This is a genomic window from Bacillus cereus G9842, from assembly GCF_000021305.1.
Classification (GTDB): Bacteria; Bacillota; Bacilli; order Bacillales; family Bacillaceae_G; genus Bacillus_A; species Bacillus_A thuringiensis_S.
The window spans coordinates 13,967-35,981 of record NC_011775.1; the positions used below are offsets into that span (position 1 = coordinate 13,967).

Sequence of the window (22,015 nt, forward strand, 5' to 3'; positions counted from 1 at the left end):
AATCAAAGTTTATATTATTTGAAAGCAGGTGAAAGTATGAAAAGAATAGTTCTTTCAATGGGGCATGAAGATTTACATGGCATATTTCGCAAATTTTTAAAAAATGAATTTATTGTTTGTATGAATGATGTATTTAGTTCTAATTATCTATTTGACGTTATTGAAGAAGACCATCCGGACATTATAATTTTTCACGACAAACATTTAGAAATTCCTTACGATCCTGAACAAGAGAATCAAGTAGAAGAAAATTTATATAAGGAAATAAAATTTTTAGAGATTATTGAATATATCCGTCAGACATATAATGATAGTATAAGAGTTGTTTTTGTATGTGAGCGTCCTCAAGGAGATCCATTTTTAAGTGAATTAGTAAATAATAATGTATTGGATATTTTTTATACGAATCAATTTGCTTTAGACGCTTTAGTGGAGCAACTAGTAAATCCACCTCAATATAACAACGTAGCTCATTTAAAAGTTGATAATTCAAATACGAAATATAGATCACACTTATTTGGTAAAAATTCGTTATTTGAATTTAAAGAAGAAGAGCAGTCAACGGAATTAATAGAAACTGAAGATGTCTTAAAAACTGCAATTGAAGTAGAAACCGAAGAAGCCGATACTTTAGTACATAATGATAAGAAGAAACCTGGTCTATTCTCAAAAATATTCGGTAAAGATAAAAATGACTCTGAAAATAATATTGCTGTAATAAATAATTCAGATGAAGAGCCTAAACTTGAAGAAAATAACTACAAGGACAATTCGCCTGAAACTGAAGTAGTAAAGGAAAAGGAGACACTAAATCAAGATATACCTCTTAATACTAATATTCCCCCTAAAGAATTAGTTGAAGAGGTTAAAGAGCAAGTATCCGATGATAATAAAGAGGATATAAAAAAAGACATATATTTAGGGGAAGAAGTCAGTCAAAAGGATGTAAATAAGAGAACCGATAGCTCCACATTAAGAGCAGATAAATATAAAGGAAAAGGTAGAAATGTATTTTTAAATCTTTTCAAAAAAGATACATCCTTGGATACAAAGGGTTATGAGAATACTGGCCATCGAAATTTGGGTACTGTAAAGCAAAATTTAATTGCTGTAGTCAGTTTAACACCAGGGGCAGGTTCAACATTCTTCCTTCATAATTTCACTAGATTTTTATCTTTAGACCATGGAATTAGTTCATCCGTTTTAGATACTCCATCAGAATTCCCAATTTGGTATCACTTACTAAATGCAGAACAAGAACATCATGAATATTGGGAAGAAGTACATCAAGCTATTAAAACAAGGCCAGAAACGTTTGGATATATCCCTAGATGGTCCATAGACAATATTAACTTTTTTCCTTGTCAAAGTAGCACACTGGATTTAAACTCTAAAGATCCAATTAAGAATAGGGACTTTACTCCCCTAGAAGCAAAAGAATTAATTTTTCATTCTAGGTCATCTGGAATTACATTTGTAGACCTCTCACATAATTGGAGTAATAAGTTAGCTACAGAGACCTTAGCATTATGTAATCAAATCTGGTTGATTATGGAGCCTAATTATCAAAGCTTAGCTGCTGCTAGTCATCAACATAAAATACTAAAAGGTTTTGAACAATTAGCTAAAGATGAAAAAATCGTAACAATCGGGAACAAGTGGAACAAAAAATTTGATGATGTACTTAGTCCAGAAATAACTTTACCATACTTTGAATCACAAGTAGAGGCATCTTTAAAAGGAATACCTCTTTATACATTACAAGCAAAACTAATGAAAAGAGAATTTGAAAAACTATCATATAAATTATTTTAAATACTAAGGACTGTATATTGCGATTATAAAATATCCAATATTCAGTCCTTTTAATTTTACGAACTAAATATGTGTTTTATGTGTGTTTTATATGTAATTTAATTGTTTTTTGTCTAACTTTATTGTTCACCTTGCAATATTCAAGTGTTATTTTAGATAATTTTTAGTACAATGTATGTGAAAAGGATGAAATAAAAAAGGGGCTTAAACAGCGTTGAGAGGAGATGGTTGTTATAGAGCGTCATAAACACTTTGTATTTATGTCGGAGGGAAAACATAAATGAAAGAACAGTACTTTGTACACGTTTCCATTCTCCAGATTGGAAAAAAAGAAATTTGGGAACTTCGTTCTCTAGAAAAAAGAGTTAAAAAGCAACACAATAACGATGAAGAAACTGTTGAACAAATAGTTTCGGATGCAGAGAAAAAAGTATATACAGTAGAATTAGATAGATTTAAGAATAATAATTATTCCTCATTTGAGATGTCTCAAAATGAATATAATTATATTCAGTCAAATAATCTATCCTTGTTTGATTCTAATATTATACTTAATAATGAATCTTTAGAATTGAATCAGTAAAAAGCAATAAGAAATACTAAGGTATTATTAATGAAAATTACCTTTAGTATTTATTAAAAAAAGCACTGAAAGATAATATTATTTTTTAGTGCTTTTTTTATTAATTTAGTATTGAATCAACAATTAAAAATATCTTATAATGGAATTAACAAAACATTATTTTAATTTTTATTATGAACCAATAACACAGAGCCTTTCGGGTTTTCGTTTTCTTTTACGAATATTCCGGGAGGCTCTTTTTGTTATGCACAAATTGAGGAGGTGGACGAAACAATGATAAAAGAGAGAGTACAAAACAAAAAAAACAGAGAAAAAAACAAGAATGATAAAGATCCGATAGTAACAAAAGGTGTAAAGGGAAAGGTATTTAACGATGATAAGAATCTATATATATATTTCGTCGATTCAGAAGGGAATATGGCTTTAATCCCCTCTGAAGTACCAGTAAGATATTTCAAACAGTTTATCGAACAGCATAAAAAAATATATATAGTGGCCGAAGACAGCAATAATAATACATTATTTGAATTGAGAGACGATGAAATTTTTAAAATTATACCTAGATATAGAGAAGAAATTTATCATCTATTTGAAGAAGTAGGTATAGATACTAGGGAAGCTAAAAATAAAGGTATATAACAACCAGGTTGATAAAACAAGGAGGGTTTCTGCGTCACATGGGGACTCTCTTTCTTAAAAGCAGGCTATATTTAGCTTTGATATACTAAATAATAATAGTATCACTACAATTTAAGAGGGAATTTAAGTATTAATTAAGGGGAGGTTTAATTATGAATAATAATAAAACAAAGGTAAGTGCTGTAGAGGATAGATTAAAGGCAACTAATAAAATAGTAGGATTACGATTAAACGTTAATCAAGAAAATAAAAAATATGCCTATGTGTTTGTAAAAACTAGGTTTGCAGCTGGGCAATTTACAATTCATATTCAAGATAGACGTCATTTGGATTCTGGTGTTTCTATTCTGGATTGTATTTTAGATGTCCAAGATGAATTGATTAATTTACTAGGTGTTAGGGAATTTGTATATAAATTTTTAAATGAATCGAAATGGATTTTGTATGGAAAAAACGGTGACATAAGAGAATTTAAATATGGGGAACAAGAAGTAATAGATCAAGTATATACTGCAGGATTAGATGATCAATTCTTAGAATTATCTCTTGAAAGAAAAGGGGTTTTAAAGGAGAAATTAGAAGTCGATTTACAAGATAATCGCTATTACAATTTATTTGTAGCTATTTAGAAAGAAATTTAGATAATGCTAGAAAAAAATAACAGCAAAATATATACTAATATTAGTAAATGTAATCTATTAAATTCGTTTGTAAAAATAAAAGCCCTTTGGGTTTAAGGACAATAATTTGTTTCTTAAAACTCAATAGGGCTTTTTATTATTTTAAGTACTTAGTTTAGTGCATAAAAATAAAATTAAAAAGGGTGAGAATGCAATATGAATAAGTCAATTATTTCAGGTAAGATTGTAAAAGATATTTGGTATAAAAATCAGGTCGCTAAAATTACATTGGCTGTAAAAAAAGAAAAGATAAAAAAAAATGACGCAAAAGATGTAGATTTTATTCCCGTTACCGTTTTAGGAGCTAGAGCTGATTATGTATATAATTCATTAAAAAAGGGAGATTTCGTTGAGGTAGTAGGTACAATAAATGATGGAGCTTATAAAGATAATAATAAAGAAATTAAATACGGAAGCTCTTATGTAGAATGTGAAAAAATAGAACTTATTATTCCTGCAACATCCAATACCAATGCCAAAAAAGATGATAATAAAATAATGGACAAAGATATTTTATTAATTGGTAAGGAAGTAGATTTTAAAGATGATGAACTACCATTTTAAAAAAATAGTATACGGATCCTATTTTCCCCTGTAAGCGTTTCTAAGCTGAAGCGAGGGGGAAAATACTTGTTTTAAAGTAAAATCCCTATATAAGTTAATTAAAGGCTAAAATATATCCTGTTATCCTTAACCCCGACTTTATTAAAACCAATGTAAAAGATACTACCGCCCTTGCTATGCTCGGTTGGTGGCATTTTGAAAACTCAAACGGAAAAACAACCCTTTGAATTTTCAAAATGTATTATGTTTAATCGTAGATAAAATAAAACTTATGTTAAAAAAAGACAAACCTATTTATCCATATAAGGACAAGGTTTGTCTTTTTAATGTAGGGTAATAAAGTGTTTAGTGATTATTATTATAACTGAATTTTTGAATATCTTCAACCATGTATGACATTTTATTAACAAGCATACTAGTAATATTAAAATCTTTTATAAATATATATCTTATATATATTAAAAAGAAATAAAGATAAAACTTTTATAGGTTCTCCTAAATAGGGGTTAGACTTACTCTCACAAGGGGAAATTTCATGTGAGAGCATAAAAAATCATAAATTGTAAAAAATGTCTTCGTAGATTCAAGGATTATTAGATTTTCAATTCTACAAAAAAGCAGAAAGAGAATTATATGTTTCTACATGAAATCGGAAAGAAATTAATACAAATCACATTATATTTATTCAATCATGTAAATATGATTTATTTCCTTGAAATTGGTAAATGAAGCGTTGTTTAGCATCCAATTATCCACATTTTGTTCAGATAATGTTGCAATTTGTTAACATTAATCAGTATTTAAACATAACTCACATTATTATTGATGATTTTTATTAGATGAATTCAATGACACTAGCATTTTCAATACCTTTGAGAATATATTATTCACATTTAGTCATTTTTTTCCTCATATCCACTATTTTTTTAAAAATTCTTGTGATTTTTTGTAGATAAAAATTCGTATGTATTCCTACATGTGAAGAATATTAAATGTATATTGTGGAAAATTTTATTTAAGTAGAAGAAGATTTGTATTGAATTGTATAAAAAAAGCTCCATTTCACATGAAGTCCTTCTGATTTGATATTTATAAATAGGGTAGTAGAAAAGAGGGGTTAATGAAACAAACACGAATAGCCCTCTACTTTCGGTTTTTTCAAAAATAGAGAGCTTTTTATTCTTATTTTGTTTCCATTGCGGTTAGCACCTGATCTGCAGTTGTTATGGATACGCCAGCACGTATTAAGCGTTCAAAGGTACGCATAAACTCTAGTAAATTAAACTGTTTTGGTAGCTCAATTACACGCAGCTGCTCTTGGGGTAGTTTATCAATGGATTCGATAAACCACTCACGTACATCACTTGGAATTGTGCGTTCTTTATGGCCACGAACTTTTAGTTTTTCACGCATTTCAATTTCTAAAGCGATATATGAATGGAGATTCACTCCCTGATCATATGCATATTTCCTAAATAACGTTTCTTCCTGGTATTTTAGATAATTACGGTGATAAGATTCCTCCGTCACTGGTACCGCAAACTTTTGCTTTAGTAGTGCATGCACATTTCTGAACATCCTCTTAATATTGTGTAGAGAGTACATAGAATAATGTAAACCGAAATTAAAGACAGCTTGCTCACGGTCACTATTTCTCTCTTTTGGTATATGTTGTGCAATAAGAGGGTAGATACCTTCTTTCGCTGCAGTATCAAGGATTTGATATTGAGATGTTTGATGTAATAGTTTTTTCAATGTATATACAATTTTCTTTGGATATCCTTCTTTTCGATCAACCATGTCACGAAGCCCGCGAATTACACTACGGATTTGACGATGACAAGTATACTTTAATACGTGAATGAACTTATTCATGTCTGCAGACAGTTCACCGATATTCATCTCTTGTAGAACTGCTTCAATAAATTTCGCTTTACGAGAATAGGTAGCTTTTGGTGTAAATGGATTCCTGTGTTGTTCTTCTCCAGCTTCTTTAGTACATAAGAAGTCTGGATGGATAGATAGATATAGTGTTGTATATCGTTTTGTATGTTTTACACCTTTTTGCATTTTACAAATCTTGAATAGGGGATTCCCTGTACATGGTAATGCAGTTGTTAATTCATCGATAACCGCACGGATTTGATGCGGATATTTTTTATGTAAGAAACGATACATTCCGCCAAAGTGAGTTTTGTTTCCTCTTTCGTCCTGCTTGTCCAATGAACGCTTTAACGTTGTTTCAGTATGTTGTTGCATAGCAATGTCTAAGAATAGTTTCTTAGCTGCTACAGATAGCTTAAAGAAAGCCTTTGTATATACAACAGGACTAATGTATACGTATGGATTTGCCTTTTCTGTTTCCTCATTCATAAAGTGAGTGAGTTTAATTGTATATCGGCCATCTATGCCATTTTCGATAGAGATTATGTTATGTATGCTTAACTTCTTAAGAGCGATATAGAATTGAGAATGCTGAATGTATGCAAGCTCTTCTTTATATTGCTTGTAATCTTCCCACATCATATGTATTGTTACATTTGGAATGACGCCGTTTGTATAGCATATCTTATGGAGGTATAAGAATACTTCAAGATCAGCATTCGTAATACCGTATAATTTATGTTTTCGTCCTGTTTTTTCTGCCAGTGTAGACATTATTGTGCGACGTGAAAAAGATGGCTTGGCTTTTTCGACAAAGCCTTCTACATCAGCAATACGTTCTTCGTATGTCATGTGCTGCAGAATATCTTCTAAATATGTATCTTTATAGCTGTAGTACCTCTCTTCAAATGTTTCCACAAGCTTTTGCCAAGATTTTAGTGTTACTAACACAGCATTGGTTGTTTCCCCATTTAAGCTACGTTGATTTTGTATTACAAATGATTTCCCCATCTTTTTCACCTCCGTTCTGCAAATTCAGAAATATATGTCAAAATACTATAAAATATACCAATTTTGATTATAGCAAAACGAATTTTGTAAAAATGCGCCCTTTAAGAGAAATTGTATAAAGGGGAAACACATGCTCAACCCTTGAACCACAAGGCTTCAAAAAAAAAAATAAAAAAACTTATATGCAATTTTTGTGAAAATGTGTTCCCTGTTTCAATGATAAGGGAAACATACAAAATTACTATAAACCTTGATATAATCATATTTCTTCAGTTGTTGTTCTTCAGATACACGCATGACTTGAGAAAAATGTTTCCTGTTTTTCGTGTTTTTACGCGCGTGACTTGGGAAAAAAGTAAAACGTATTTATAAAAAAAAAAACTTATAAACGATATAATCACTGATATAAAGGGGTTTTCGGTATGGATATCTAATAGATTGCACGCATGACTTGGGAAAAGTGTTTCCTTTTTACAGTTATAAGAAAGAAATTGTTTCCCAAAAGAAGTGCAGTTTATTGTAGGTGTTTCCTCTTTTTTTCGTTATGCGCGTAACTTGGGAAAAATGTTTCCGCTCAAAAAAAGAAGAAACAATACAAAATTGAATCTAAAATATCAGTAAGATATGATTAAATATACTGGGAAAAAAGTAAAACGATAATTTTGATATGGATTTTATATAGTGGACATGTGTAGGGGGATTAATAATGGAATACAAGACAGAGCAGATTATACATAAATTAATAGATAATGGTATATTTTTTCGAGTTAACAAAGATGTACTAGCACGTCATTTTTTAAATGATGTTCTTAAAACTAATGTATTTGAATTAAAAATAGAAGAAGTCTCTGAAATGATTTGTGAGAAATATGGTTATGAATTAGAAGAATTAGCGCATGAAGAAGTTTATCAATTTGTAGCACATGAAATAATGGGAATTAAAGAGAATATGGAGCCTTATGCACGTTTTAATCATGAGGTATATCTTGTTATGGAAGACCTAAACAAAATCAAGTATTTGATTCAAGAATATGAATTAAAGCAGCAAGTTAAAGGTATTGATAGATATGAAAAGAAAAAATATCAATACTTAGTTGAAAAGCTCCATAATGCGAAAAATGAGATATGTGAATATATGACAGGTGAAATCAAATCATGTATATATAAAGAAGTCAAAGATTGGAGTAAACCAAATGGATTTCCTAGTTCCGGTAGTTTTAATCAAATGTTACCATCTCGATATTCTTTTAGAGGTAGGGAAGTAGAATATGAAATGTCGGTGTTTGATGGGTTGAATTATAAATTTAAACTTATGACTTTGAAGGAACGTAATGAGTTGAAAAGTCTACACAATACTAATAAAATTGATTTTAATGCACTTGTAAATAGATACATAAAAAAACATGAAATTTACAATAAAATACTATCTCTTATAAAGGAAAATCATGTGCTTAATAAGAGAGAAATGCTTAAACAAGCAATAGAAATTTATAAAACAGGAAACATGGAATTATTTTGTCAAATTATACCGCTTCAAATTGAAGGGATAATATATGATTATTGTATTGAGCTAGGAGTATCTTCATCTATTATAGAACGGACCTCTTTGGATAAAAAAATAGAAGAAATAGTTAAAAAAGATAGATCGTTCAAATGCCATGAATACTTTAAGTATGATTTTATTGAGTTAAGAAATACAGCTGCGCATGGAAGGTTAAACGATAATGTTAATTTCGAAGATACTGCTAATCTGTTAATTTTAGATTTAATGTATTTATGTGAGGCTTTAAATACAACTAGTGCGCTAGCGGTTAATAGAATGAGAAGGCTTGTAAAGAGCATTGAAGAAGCTTTTAATAACGAGTGCTTATCTGTAAACGAGTTAGTATTCTCGTTTATAGTAAAGTACAGAGATAAGTCCCTTCCATCTTTTTATGAGAAGGAAAATGTAATACAAGAGATAATAAAATATGCTAAGAGCGACAAATTTTTGGATTATATTTATATTCACATAATGGAACCTTCGTTAGTATCAGGATATTCACAGAAACAAAATCAAGAAATTGAAAAAGTTATAGTATATTTAATGAGTTTAAATGATGTTAAAAAACAATATGTCGATTTATTAAAATTATTAGCAAATAATTCAAATGTAAGATAGTACATGAATATATACATTTGCGCACCATATTAGGTGAATTGGAGGGGAATATGGACCAATTAAAACAATTGTTTCAAAATACTTTATTAGCAGCATATCCGCTATTTCAAAATATAGAAAATAATGAACGAATCTTTAATAAATGGAGAGGTCTTTGTACGTTAATTAATAGTGATATTAGTTATATAGAGGATCCTATGTATACTTCGTTCTCATTTAAAACATTTGCAAATTGGATATCATATAAGGAATCTCAAGGCGTTGGTATAATGGAAATTGTTGCACAGGTAGAAAGATACCGACCTGAAGTATTTGAATTGCTCGCTAATGATATTGAAAAAGAATTTGAAATTCTTTTAGTAAAACAAAAACATGAAAATCAACATTCAGTGGAGCAGCAGAACTTCATCGAACATAGTAGTGCGGGTTTTATGTACCATTTAACTGATACAATTGCAAAAAATAATTTTACAGAAGACAAGGAGTTAAATGCACATATTGCTGAGTTGCCGGATAAGAATAACAGTCTAGTACTTGTATCATCTCGCTTTAATGATGGAGACATGAAATTAAGAGGTGCAGGGGAATTAAATAGATGGAATACATTAGTTGATTCTACTTTTGTTGACCGAGTAATGGATGACCTAACTGCAGATTGTTTAGATATTGTAACTGAGATCTGGGTAAAGTCCGCAAATATAGAAAATAGCTCAGTACATATAGGTTATGAAGAAATATTAGAAATGTGTAATATGAAGCAGGTGAAAAATGGTAGGTCTTATTATCGAAAAGAGGACCGTTTAAAGATTATGGAGCGATTAGCTGCACTTGCAACAATTTTTATATATGTAAACGAAGATAATGAAATTGTTATATTAAATGATGATGAGAATCCTAGTGAGTCACTTGCTTATAAAAAACAACGTGTCCGAAGATTATTTGTGATGGATGAAGTTGTATTTGCTAAGGATATTGAAACCGATGAAATGTTAGGTATCGAAAGTATGAATGTCGCACCAGGAACATTTTTATCTAAGTATTTATTTGGATCGGAAAAATTGACTGGTTTGCTATCGAAAAAGGCTCTTGAATACAATAGTAAACAGCAGCGATATCATAAGAGGCTGACAAGGTATTTAAGTTGGAGATGGCGAATTCAGCAAGCTTATCAGCATTTAGTACATCCATATTCAATCGGTGGTCCAAAAGGCCTTATAACTGTTATGGGTGTAAGCATGAATCAAAATCCTGCAAGAATAAGAAATGTATTCGAAAAGACGCTTGATGATTTAATGCGTGATGAAGTAATAAAGGAATGGCAATACCAAACACCGATTGATGAGGAGAAATGTTCTGGGCGTAACTGGCTTGTAGATTATTGGCTAAACCTAAAAGTAACAATTACACCCACTGATGAGTTAGTAACGTTACAGCAAGAGCTTTTACAAAAGAAGAAAATTGCTCCTAAAAATAATTTGTTAACTACATTGGTAAAAGAGCCAGAGTTAGAGGTGCTTAGTATGGAAACTGAAGAAATTCTTGCACCTCAAATGAACCTGCAACAGACAAATAAAGATATTGATTGGTATCAGCAGAAAATTATCCATTACAAAGAAGAAAATAAATGTAGTTTAAGGGATATCGCAAAAGAAATAGAGATATCACCGTCTAATCTTTCAAAACTATTAACAGGTAAACGTAAAAGATTAAGCGATGAAACAAAGAATAAATTGGATAAATGGATTGAGAGACAAGAGGTAGTAAATCTACTATAGATTTTTATCTTTATTATACCGATGTATAAAGATAGGGACTTATATAAAAAATGCGAACAAATTTGTTCGCATTTTTTTAGTACCATGAAATTAAGCAGCTTATAGATTTTTTCTATTGGTTTTTAAAACATGAAATAAATAAAATGTTTCATATACTAATAGAATTGTAGTTGCTGTAAAACTTGAGAGAATTAATGAAACAATTCCTGCCAATATAATAAGAATATTTACACCATACTTAACAAGTCCAAAAAAACTATGGCGATGTATTAACGAATGAAAATAAGAAATTATGAATGAAGGATCTAGTTTAAAGTCATGTGGGATATATATTGGTAATGCAAGGTATCTTATGGTTAGAATAAGAAGGCCTAAAAAGATGTAATACCCACCAAGTAAATAACCTAAAAATATGATAAAGAAACTATAAACAAACCATCCGAAGATAATAGAACGTTTTATATTGGTAACATATTTTTGATCAAACATCTATTCGCCGCCACCGCCGCCGCCATCACCACCGCCACTATCGCCACTACCATTAGAATCGTGATCTCCATGATGACTTCCATGAACTCCATGATGATTAGTTTGGTGATGAGCATGTTTATGGGAGCCTGAATCATTAATAGGATCATTAACCATGCTGGTTACTTCGTTATTATCTTCAAAAAGATAATCGCTATTGCTACGTGTTTTCGTAGTGCCGCTCTTCTGCTTTGAATGAATAATAATTCTTTCATTATTTTTGTTAGGCTCTCTTAAATTCTTGATAAAGGATAATTCATCTTTGATTTCCTCGTCATCTACTTCTTCGATCTCTTCATAATCGTTTCTTCTACTTAAAGCATCTTCTTTAATTAACTTCGTTTTAATTTTATACATGATACCTCTAAATAATATGTAAAAACCTGCAAGTAAAAGTACCATTGCAATTACTAATTTAAAATTGAGCAATTGTATTACTCCTTTCGTATATAAATTATGACATTATTATATCTTATATCTAAAATCCATACTTTTAAAAATCTAGATATAGTTTGCCGGAATAGTATGTGATAAATAAAAAAATGTTTATATTGCTAAAGAATTTTGTTATTATATATCCATAATTAATTTTTGTATATTATGTTTTGAAAATATCAATGCCGGTCTTTTGGATCATTAGAGAAATTTCTAATAATTTGAGAGACCGGCTTTTTTGCGTTCAAATAATTAAGGAGGGAATCATTATGATGAAATTTGGTATAGTGGGGTATTTAAAAAATGGAGGAAAATGTATTTTAAAGAATGATTATTTATGGGTACTGATCAATAAGAGTGAAAATAATTATGACATTTCTGTTTCTGCAAGGGAGTTTAATAGTTATTTACAAGCGAAGCATTGGTTAATACAAAATAAACACTTTGATAATGGAAAATTAATAAAAATAATACAACCATCTGGTCAACTTGCTAATGGGACATTACATCGGGTTAGAATTGAGCTTTTGAAGAGAATTGATAAACCTGTAATCCCCTCCAAAAAGGATATAAAAAGTATTTTTGAAAACACAAGTAAATCTAAAAATACTGTATGGTGGGGAGTCCATTTTAACGGAAGTGTAAAAGTCCATGAGCATATAAATTTATCCATGAGAGATATTAAAGAAGGTTTTGGTATTCACCCATTAAAGGTTCCTTCAGATTTGATACAAAAATATGGAGTTAACGCTTATGTAGATAAACTATATAGAAGAGTACTGTATACCTGGTTGGTTCATTTAATGAGTAATCAGACAGAACGACTGGTAGCATTTTCTACATTTTCAGAAAAAGAAATTATAGAAAAAATCTATAGTTTGTATGAAGCGATTGATTTTGAAGATTATGACTTATATACAAAGTTAGTTAGTGAGTATAAAAAAGAAATCTCAAATAGAGTTATTATCTCTGAGATGACTTTTAAAAATAAAATTAAGAGATTAGTTAAAGCGTGATAACAATGGTTATATCATGCTTTTTTTATAGAAAATTATAGGGAGTGTTTAATATGGAAAAATTAGTAACATTTTATTTAGAACCAATTTCAGTACGCTTAAATGTAAAAGGTGAAATCTCTAATGAGGAGTTATTACAAAGAGCTAAAGAGAAATTTGTTCAGGAGATGAAAAATCAAGGCGGTCCAAGTTCCTTTAAATATAGTGTATCTGATGGAGATACTCTATCGAGAGAAGAATTGCAGGTTGGAAAAGTTGTAAAAACTAATAAAGGAATTGGAGTAATATTTAAAGTAAATAAAACTACTGCGTCAGTAAATATAATAGGATATCCAGAACATTTTAAATTTGGATTTGCAGGTTTAATGAAAGCACCTAGTGACAGTTATAATAATAGTACTTGGGAGCAGGATTATAAAACAAGCAAATTTAAAGAAAAGTACTACCTTATGGGTGATACAGGATATTTAGTTTTAAAAGGGAAGATAATACCTACTATTATTGTAAGTGTTCCTAGAACGAGTAATGGTAAGTATAAATTACAATTTATCGAGGACAGTCATTATGTAGAAGCAAAAGAAGCGCAAGTAAAATATAATTTTCATTATGAGCTTGCAGCTGCTGAAGCTATGCAAAAAAAGCAAACGTGCTAAAAAATATATTAATTGATTAATATGAAGATTTAAGAGAAGTATGGACTATAACCTACTTCTCTTTTTTTGAGGTAATATTCGTTAGGAGGAATATAATGTCTAATTTGGGTAATAAATTAATGAGTGGTTTTTATTCATTTGATGAAAAGGAAGGGGAATATTTAAGTAAATTGCTGGTGCAGGAAAAAGGAAAAGCAGCATATTTAGATCCAACTTGTGGAGAAGGCGAAATATTAATGCAGCTCAAGAAAGAAATAAAAGGAGCATCAAAAAACGCAATTAAACTATATGGATGCGAAATAGATCTAGAACGTAGTAACAAAGCGAAAACTTTACTAGATAGTGTCCTTTATAGTTCAATTGAAAATTGTGTAATAGAAAACAATTACTTTTCACTAGTTTTTTCTAACCCTCCTTATGATAATACTATTAAAGGTATTGAAGATAGAAAATCAGAAAGAAAAGAGTTTATAGAATTAAGAAGAAGTACAAGATACGTAAGGCCAAATGGACTATTAATTTTTGTTATTCCAGGGTATAGATTTTCGGACAGAAAAATATCCAAATATTTAAGTATGAATTTTAGAGATGCAAAGGTTTTAAAATTCAGTTCCGAAAATTATCAGAGGTTTAAACAATGCGTATTTATTGGTAGAAAAAGAGCTTCTGCTTCTAAGACATTAGACGAACATTTATATAATTCATTGCAGCAAATGAGTAATGAAAGCTATATAGAAAATAACGTCTCAACAATTAAGGAGTATGCAAGCAATAATAAAAGATGGTCAATTCCTACAGTAAGTAACAATGAACCGCGAATATTTTATTCGAAAATAGATGATAAACAAGACTACTATGAAGCATTTCATAAGTCTACTGGATTTCAACAGTTTCTAAATGGCTTAAAAAAACAAGATCCTGTATTTGAAGAAAATCCTATTTTACCAATAAGCGAAGGAATGTTAGCAATGATGATTACTACTGGTGGAGTCAATGGTATTTTGGGTGAAGGCGGAAGTTTACATCTTTTGCAAGGACAAGAGAATGTAGAACAAGTTACTGATGAAGAGGTCTTTTATCATGAAAAGGGGAACAAAACGACTAAACATACTACAAGAACTAAAAGAACGGTATCTATAAAGGCTTTAACACCAACTGGGGATGTATTGAAGTTTATATAAGCACAACGGGAATAGCTTTTAGTAAGTATAATATATTAGAAAAAACAGTAATAAAACTATTAAATAGTCTTATTACTGTTTTCCTATGATGGGGAAACATTCATTACGAATTATTCCTTCAACCTCTTTTACAAGCATGTACCTTCTGAATAAATCCATTCCAGGTAGAAGGGACGTGGAAATTCTAATCGGAAAATCATACTTGTCCAAATGAGAAAGTTTCATACTAAATGTACTAACTGATTCACAATGTAAATGCTCATTTAAACGAGCATTAAGATTTTTAGAAATACCTACGTATAAGGGAATCCACTCATCACTCTCAAATTTATTAACATATGGCTTCAATCGATAGTGTTTATTAAAGCGTTTAATTATTATTTTAGGGTATTTTGTTTCGTTTCTTACCGTTTTGTCTGTCCAAATTTTATTCAATTCTCCTAATAAAGTTTCTCTTGTTTTAATACACTGCCTATTTAACCCTTTAATTTCGACTATATCTTTATAAAAATCTTTAAGATTAATTTCGAAGTAATATATTCCTAATTCATTTTCGATTTTATCCAATAAACATTTTTTATGTTGAAGATCATCAGATAATTTAAATGTTATTTGATTGTCTGGAATTTTAAAATCAGCTAATACTTTATCTTTTAAGTTATTACAAGTTTCGTCTACTACAGTATCAAAATCCTCTATTAATTTTTTTATATTCATAATGCCCCCTAATAATGTAACCTCTAAATATTATGAAGTTTATATTCTTTATGCACAATTTATGTTATATATTGTATTATATTCCTATACAGATTCCGAATCAAAGAAAGTTAAAATCAGATTAAATAAAAGTGTATACAGAAAAGAACGAATTTAAAAAGCAGGGAATAAAAAAGTAAGTTATGATTATTTCATAGCAAAGAAAGTTAGAATTAGTTCAGAAATAAACGTGTGTACAGTTAAGAACGAATTTAAAAAAGCAGGGAATAAAAAAGTAAGTTATGATTATTTCATAGCAAAGAAAGTTAGAATTAGTTCAGAAATAAACGTGTATACAGAAAAGAACGAATTTAAAAAAGCATGGAATAAAAAAGTAAGTTATGATTATTCCATAGCAAAGAAAGTTGAAAATCAATTAGAAGTAAAAAAAAGATATTATATAATTTTTATGTTCTAATATTATATTAATTTATTAAAGTGTTGAAACGATACGTTAATCAGATTAATAATTTAGTTTATAAAAAATATACATATATCATCTGTAAATCTTTACATAAGGAATAATAAATTAATCGGTTTATAATGAGAGGAGAAATATATTATGAAAAACATGAAAAAAGTAGCATTAGTAGGTGCAAGTGTCGCAGTAGCAGGTAGCTTAGTAGGGTGCAGTTGGTTTGGAGGAAATGACGAAAAAGTTAAAGATTCAGAAAAAACTAGTCATACACAGAAAAAAGATAACAAACAAGTAAAAAAAGATGATGTTAAAAAAGAAGAAAATAAAAATACAGATTCAATTGTAGTTAATGAAGAACCAAAACCAGAGTCCCAAGTAGTCGAGAATACAGATTCATTAACAGCTGCTGAACCAAAAGAAAATAATTCAATTTTAAAATCAAAATCGAATAAGCATATTATAATTGATAACGGTAGATTTACAGCTTCAATTGATTCTAATCTTGTAGGTTCTTCTTATAAACATGAAAACTTAAATGCAGGAAAACAATACAGATTTAATCCAAATTATAATAAAGATACTAAAGTAACAACAGTATCGACCGTGTCATCATCTAAAAAAGCGAGCGCTATTAGCTCAACAAGTAATAACAGTGAAATAGGTCAATTAGGGGGATGGAAGCCTGTAAATCCTTCTAAACCAGTAAACCATAATGGAGAAGGAAATAGTACTACGGTTAATAAGACAGTGGATTATGGTAATAAGGAAGATAAGAACACACCATCAATCCCAGTTGATAAAATTGGTAATAATGGATCTAGTAATATTAAAGATGGTGGAACCATTGGAACAGGTGGAAATAAACCAGTAGAGAAACCAGAGACTAAGCCAGAGATTAAACCAGAGACTAAGCCAGAGACAAAACCAGAGACAAAGCCAGAAACAAAACCAGAGACAAAACCAGAGACAAAACCAGAGACAAAGCCAGAGACAAAGCCAGAAACAAAACCAGAGACAAAACCAGAGACAAAGCCAGAGACAAAGCCAGAAACAAAGCCAGAAACAAAGCCAGAAACAAAACCAGAGACAAAACCAGAGACAAAGCCAGAAACAAAGCCAGAGACAAAGCCGGAAACAAAACCAGAGACAAAGCCAGAAACAAAACCAGAGACAAAACCAGAGACAAAACCAGAGACAAAACCAGAGACAAAACCAGAGACAAAACCAGAGACAAAGCCAGAAACAAAACCAGAGACAAAACCAGAGACAAAGCCAGAGACAAAGCCAGAAACAAAGCCAGAAACAAAGCCAGAAACAAAACCAGAAACAGAAAAACCAACACTTCCAGTTGATGAAGTTGGTGAAATTGGAGATAGTCATATCACAGATGGTGGAACCCTGTTTAAGAAACAATAATCTTTATAAAGAAGATATTATGCATTCGCATAATATCTTCTTTTATTTAATATATAACCAACATATGATGCAAAAAAAAATGAATTAAGTTATAATAGCCGTATATTAAATTATTTTTATTGTATTTCACATTAAACAAAAACTATGCCTGTTGGGTTGATGAAAACACAATTTTTATTGTGTAAATAAAATCAATTCGACAGGCTTTTTTAATAATTTTATATTGCGAATATTAGATATACTAACAAAACACCTTTTTGGTTGATGATTTAACATTGCGAATCAATGTGAACAATTATCAATTAACTAGGTGTTTTTTTGTTTCAATAATTTAGGGGGAATTTAAGTGTATACGAATATGAAAAATAGTTTTAAAGATTTAAGTAATCAATTAGTAAAAGAGGAGTTCAATTTCCGAGGAATGATAAAATATTTAAAGTGGGAGTTTTCAAATATTATTCAGTGTATTAAAGGTACTTTAACATATCAATCTAGAAAGAGAAAAATCTCTCGAATTACAAGTGAAATAGAAGGTATGCTATGGGATTTAAGAAAAACTGATGAAAGAATAGTGATGAAAAATGGTAAAAGAGCTAATGGATTATTTAATACAAATGGTACCATAACAATGTACACTGGACTAAAATATGATCATTATTTTCAAGTTTTAATACATGAAATAGCACATATGATGCATTTTAGCATGGATGATAATTATAAGAATTTATCTTGTGCTGAATTAGAACTAATTGCTGAAGCTACTTCTTTCGTTGTATGTGATTTTTATGGTATTAGTAATAAGAAATCAAGTGTAAGTTATATTAAGCATTACGATGTGAATGAGGCAATGCTTAAGAAGTATGAATCTATTATTATTTATATTTCTAAGGAAATTGCTCAGGCAATTAAATAAAAAAGTGAGAAAATAGATAATAAGATAATATATAATGCGAACGGATATATATAATCGTTTATAGCAAAATAAATTACACTTATTGTCTATTCTTTATAAAATATTAGCCCTCTAGGGGATTTGATTGTTAGTTACTAATCAGATCTTTAGTGGGCTTTTTGTGTATTGAAAAATGAATTATAAAGAAAATTTTTAAATACTTGGAGGAATATATATGAAAATCAATGAAACATTGGATTCTTTAGGGAAAAAAGAAAATATTCAGGAACCATTTATGATACGAGGACATGTTCCTAGTAAATTACAGCAAGATGTACTATGCTTTGGCCTTGCAACTGATAATTCAAGTGGACAGAACCAATCTCTTTTATGGACTATAATTGCCGGAGCTGATTCTAGTATCCAAGCTATTAAGACAATAATTGATGGTGGTTATGGTAAAGTTTCATTTGGAAAAAGATTAAAGCAAGGAGAAGGCTTTTTTTATCAAGAGTTATTTGGTATTAGAACTAAAAAAGGAGAATATAAGACCGATTCAATCACTATTGGAAATAAGAAAGCATTGGTAATTTATCACGATAAATTACAGAATCAAGAGTATTTGATTAGCTTTGAAAATCCAGCTAAAAGTGTATGCGAAATGTTAAAAAATAATTATGGAAGCCCATTGCTCGAAGAGTGGTATGAGGATGTGTATAACGAAGTTTTAGAGAAAGAGTATATGAAAAAAATCCCTATATATTGTGACGAAAATATATTTCAGAAACCCGTAACGTTCTTAGAAAGAAATGAAATAATGAGTGAGGAAAAAATAGATGAATTAATCTCTTTAATGGTAAAGAGTAAACAAATAAAATTTCCCGTAAAGGGAGATGGAGCTGAACTATCAACAATACCGCAAGATCTTGGAGAATATATATCGCGCTTTTCGATTGATATGCTCGAGAAATTATCAAACAATCTTAGTCCATTGCACAATCCTATAGTTGATACTACATGCCCAAGGTTCAATGAGTACCCTATAGAATTATTTCCTGCACAAGCACATGTAGCGACGGCATTATCAAAATTTCTAATGAAAAATAAATCCGTATTGCTGCAAGGAAAAACATCGACTGGAAAGACAAAAATGATGACAGCTGTAGCTGATGCTTTAGCTTACTATCAGGGGAAAGAAGGATATCGCTCTATTGTATATGTCCCACCTAGTTTAACTTCAAAATGGGCAGAAAAAGAGATATATTCTATTATTCCAGGGGCGGAAGTACATTGGATAAAGAAAACATCTGATTTAATAAACTGGCATAATAAGTGGATAAAAGAAGGGAAGCCAAAAGCGAAAAAGCCTACTTTTTTTGTAATCTCATTTACAACTATGAGAAGTGGAGCCACTATAGAAAAAGCAGTTTCCTTTCAAAAAGTTCAAACAGAAAAAGGAAAGAAAAACTGGATAGAACCATATAAGGATGGTTGGTATTGTCCATCTTGCATGCAGGCACATCAAGTAATTGAAGACAAAGAAGAATACTTAGATTCCAATGGTATATTGAAGGTTAAGCAAAGAAAAAGACCTATGCTTTATAATGAATTTGGAGCTGCTAGACGTGTGGATCAAAACCAGAAATTGAACAATGCCTATTGTTCAGAATGTGGAGAATCATTATGGACAAATAAAGTATTAACAAGATTTGCTTCATTTAAGGCTTGGACAACTTACGAAAACAAACTATTAAAAGCTATACAAAATGGAGAGAAATATCCTCAAAGGTGTCTACAAGAAGGGAAAAGTGAAATAAAAAAAAGTAACAAATATCCAAGGAGAGTAGCTACTATAGAATATATTCATCGTAAAATGAAAAATGTTTTTGATATAGCAATAATTGATGAAGTTCACGAGTTAAAATCTGGAGCGACAGCACAAGGATTTGCGTTATCAAAATTGGTAGCATCGGTAAAACATACTATAGCCGGTACAGCAACTTTATTTGGAGGAAAAGCGCAGGATATTTATTTTTTACTTTGGCGATTATTTCCTTCTGTAATGCATAAAGCTGGATATAAGTATAATGAACTACAAAGATGGAATAAAGAGTACGGTAATATAGAAAAAATAGTTTATAATGCTGAAGAGGAAGTTACGGAGTATAGTAACAAACAATCAAAAGGTGGAAGACAAAGAGTTACTGAAAAGGTTATGCCAGGTATTTCACCATATGTATTGCAATATTTAATACCAAATGGTGTTTGGTTAAATCTATTTGATGTGTGGCCAGAAGAGTTAAGGGTACCTTTTATTGATGTACCAACACTATTTTGTGATATGGATAGTAATTTAAAAGAGATGTATCTAGAAATGTCATCAAATTTTGATAAATTAGTATTAGAAAATCAAGGTGCTAGGGAAGATAGAATTCCAAATATATACACTCTGTATACCGAAACCGGAATTTCAGCGTTGGATAATCCATTTAGATACCCCTTAGTTACTGGTAAACGTATGAATGGGGAAATCATAGATATTTGGCAACCTAACCATAAACAGTTCCCAAGTGAAAAATTATTGCCTAAGGAGGCAAAATTAGTTGAACGATTAGAAAGCGAGTTAAGTGAAGAACGTGTTTCGTTAGTTTATGTTAAAGACACTGGAACTACTAAAGAAGAACGGGATATTCAGCCGCGGCTAAAAGAAGTTATCGAGAAAGAAATTCCTAATGCTAAAGTAGCAATCTTAAGAACGACATCATGTAAAACAGATCGTCGAACAGAGTGGATTGAAAAAAAAGTAAGTGAGGGCTATAACGTAATAATTACATCTATAAAACTTGTAAAAGTTGGTGTAGATTTGCTAATAACACCTACTATTATGTTTTATCAGTATTGCTGGAGTATGTTTGATATGATTCAAGCCAAAAATAGGGCTTTTCGTATTGGCCAAACTCAAGAATGTAGGGTGTTTTATTTTGCGTATAAAGAGACTTTCCAGGAATATATGGCTCTAATCATAGCTAAGAAAAATAAAGCGTCTCAGGCTATAGGTGGAGAGGTTACCAGTGATGGTTTAAGCGCTATGCTTGGGGACGATGGTGACATTCAAAAAATGTTAATTGAATCTATTCAATCAGATGACGGACTGAGCAAATTAAGAGGAAGTGCAGAAGAATGGACAAGACAAAGTAACAAAAGAGTGGCTGAACTTCTAAGTAAAAAATTAAAAACCATAAAATTGCCTATTGAACAATTACTAGAATGGTTAAAAGAACGTAATACTGATATTCAAGTTTTAAATAAAATTGAAGTCAACCAGCAAAAAATTATAATGGATATACAAAAAGGAAATATTAAGGGATTTAGTATTCAAGAAAATAACTGTCTAGAGATAGATGATATAAGTGCTTTTGGATTTCCGTCATATTCTGATGCAGATATTTATCAACATTTAATGTGTGTAAAGGCAAACGTAGGGCCTATATCAAAAATTAAAATAGTTGAGGAAAAAATGAATCGAAAAGGAAATAGAAAATCAAAAATTATTGATGGCCAATTGGCATTAGTTCTTGATTTTTAGTTTTAATAATTAAGGGGGAAAT

The 22,015-nt window shown here is 30.3% G+C and carries 16 protein-coding genes; 13 read left to right on the forward strand and 3 right to left on the reverse strand.

Annotated features, from left to right (window positions below):
* Nucleotides 1-36: 36 nt before the first annotated feature.
* The 5 genes from BCG9842_RS27350 (at nt 37) to BCG9842_RS27370 (ending at nt 4,281) form a co-directional block, all read left to right on the forward strand.
* On the forward strand, nt 37-1,815 hold the full coding sequence (locus BCG9842_RS27350) for a hypothetical protein (RefSeq protein WP_000822916.1): 1,779 nt from the start codon (nt 37-39) through the stop codon (nt 1,813-1,815).
* Between the two features lie 280 nt (nt 1,816-2,095).
* Nucleotides 2,096-2,398 (forward strand): hypothetical protein, encoded by a 303-nt coding sequence (locus BCG9842_RS27355; RefSeq protein WP_000664241.1) that lies wholly within the window; start codon nt 2,096-2,098, stop codon nt 2,396-2,398.
* A 273-nt stretch (nt 2,399-2,671) separates the two neighbouring features.
* The gene (locus tag BCG9842_RS27360; protein WP_000588975.1) at nt 2,672-3,037 is read left to right on the forward strand and encodes a hypothetical protein; all 366 of its coding nucleotides are present in this window, start codon (nt 2,672-2,674) and stop codon (nt 3,035-3,037) included.
* 152 nt (nt 3,038-3,189) lie between these two features.
* Nucleotides 3,190-3,666 carry a hypothetical protein gene (locus tag BCG9842_RS27365; RefSeq protein WP_001063583.1) on the forward strand — a complete coding sequence of 159 codons (477 nt, stop codon included), beginning with the start codon at nt 3,190-3,192 and terminating at the stop codon, nt 3,664-3,666.
* Between the two features lie 207 nt (nt 3,667-3,873).
* Entirely contained in the window at nt 3,874-4,281 is a 408-nt protein-coding gene (locus BCG9842_RS27370; RefSeq protein WP_001043179.1) for a single-stranded DNA-binding protein, read from the forward strand.
* 1,182 nt (nt 4,282-5,463) lie between these two features.
* On the opposite strand, the gene BCG9842_RS27375 is transcribed toward BCG9842_RS27370, so the two are convergent.
* Nucleotides 5,464-7,176, reverse strand: coding sequence for a hypothetical protein (locus BCG9842_RS27375; RefSeq protein WP_000520244.1), 1,713 nt, complete (start codon nt 7,174-7,176; stop codon nt 5,464-5,466).
* Between the two features lie 706 nt (nt 7,177-7,882).
* Here BCG9842_RS27375 and BCG9842_RS27380 point away from each other — a divergent pair.
* Together BCG9842_RS27380 and BCG9842_RS27385 are read left to right on the forward strand one after the other, a co-directional pair.
* Nucleotides 7,883-9,337 carry a hypothetical protein gene (locus tag BCG9842_RS27380; protein ID WP_000455996.1) on the forward strand — a complete coding sequence of 485 codons (1,455 nt, stop codon included), beginning with the start codon at nt 7,883-7,885 and terminating at the stop codon, nt 9,335-9,337.
* 50 nt (nt 9,338-9,387) lie between these two features.
* Nucleotides 9,388-11,112, forward strand: coding sequence for a helix-turn-helix domain-containing protein (locus BCG9842_RS27385; RefSeq protein WP_000372478.1), 1,725 nt, complete (start codon nt 9,388-9,390; stop codon nt 11,110-11,112).
* Between the two features lie 489 nt (nt 11,113-11,601).
* On the opposite strand, the gene BCG9842_RS27395 is transcribed toward BCG9842_RS27385, so the two are convergent.
* A complete protein-coding gene (locus tag BCG9842_RS27395; protein ID WP_000931523.1) occupies nt 11,602-12,069 on the reverse strand; it encodes a hypothetical protein in 468 nt (155 codons plus the stop codon).
* A 275-nt stretch (nt 12,070-12,344) separates the two neighbouring features.
* Between BCG9842_RS27395 and BCG9842_RS27400 the strand changes: the two genes are divergently transcribed.
* From BCG9842_RS27400 to BCG9842_RS27410, 3 genes are all read left to right on the forward strand, one after another.
* Nucleotides 12,345-13,091, forward strand: coding sequence for a hypothetical protein (locus tag BCG9842_RS27400; RefSeq protein WP_000975240.1), 747 nt, complete (start codon nt 12,345-12,347; stop codon nt 13,089-13,091).
* A 53-nt stretch (nt 13,092-13,144) separates the two neighbouring features.
* The gene (locus BCG9842_RS27405) at nt 13,145-13,744 is read left to right on the forward strand and encodes a hypothetical protein (RefSeq protein WP_000413828.1); all 600 of its coding nucleotides are present in this window, start codon (nt 13,145-13,147) and stop codon (nt 13,742-13,744) included.
* Nucleotides 13,745-13,839: 95 nt separating this feature from the next.
* A complete protein-coding gene (locus BCG9842_RS27410) occupies nt 13,840-14,925 on the forward strand; it encodes a DUF6094 domain-containing protein (RefSeq protein ID WP_000067237.1) in 1,086 nt (361 codons plus the stop codon).
* Between the two features lie 72 nt (nt 14,926-14,997).
* Here the strand turns inward: BCG9842_RS27410 and BCG9842_RS27415 are convergent, their stop codons facing one another.
* Complete coding sequence (locus BCG9842_RS27415) at nt 14,998-15,642, reverse strand: hypothetical protein (protein WP_001022148.1); 645 nt, start codon at nt 15,640-15,642, stop codon at nt 14,998-15,000.
* A 601-nt stretch (nt 15,643-16,243) separates the two neighbouring features.
* On the opposite strand from BCG9842_RS27415, the gene BCG9842_RS31460 reads away from it, so the two are divergent.
* The 3 genes from BCG9842_RS31460 to BCG9842_RS27435 all read left to right on the forward strand — a co-directional run bounded on the left by BCG9842_RS31460 (nt 16,244) and on the right by BCG9842_RS27435 (nt 21,993).
* Nucleotides 16,244-17,515 carry a hypothetical protein gene (locus tag BCG9842_RS31460; protein WP_000794154.1) on the forward strand — a complete coding sequence of 424 codons (1,272 nt, stop codon included), beginning with the start codon at nt 16,244-16,246 and terminating at the stop codon, nt 17,513-17,515.
* A gap of 346 nt (nt 17,516-17,861) precedes the next feature.
* A complete protein-coding gene (locus tag BCG9842_RS27430; protein WP_000288483.1) occupies nt 17,862-18,428 on the forward strand; it encodes a hypothetical protein in 567 nt (188 codons plus the stop codon).
* Nucleotides 18,429-18,642: 214 nt separating this feature from the next.
* Nucleotides 18,643-21,993, forward strand: coding sequence for a helicase-related protein (locus BCG9842_RS27435; RefSeq protein WP_000700113.1), 3,351 nt, complete (start codon nt 18,643-18,645; stop codon nt 21,991-21,993).
* The last annotated feature ends 22 nt before the right edge of the window (nt 21,994-22,015 follow it).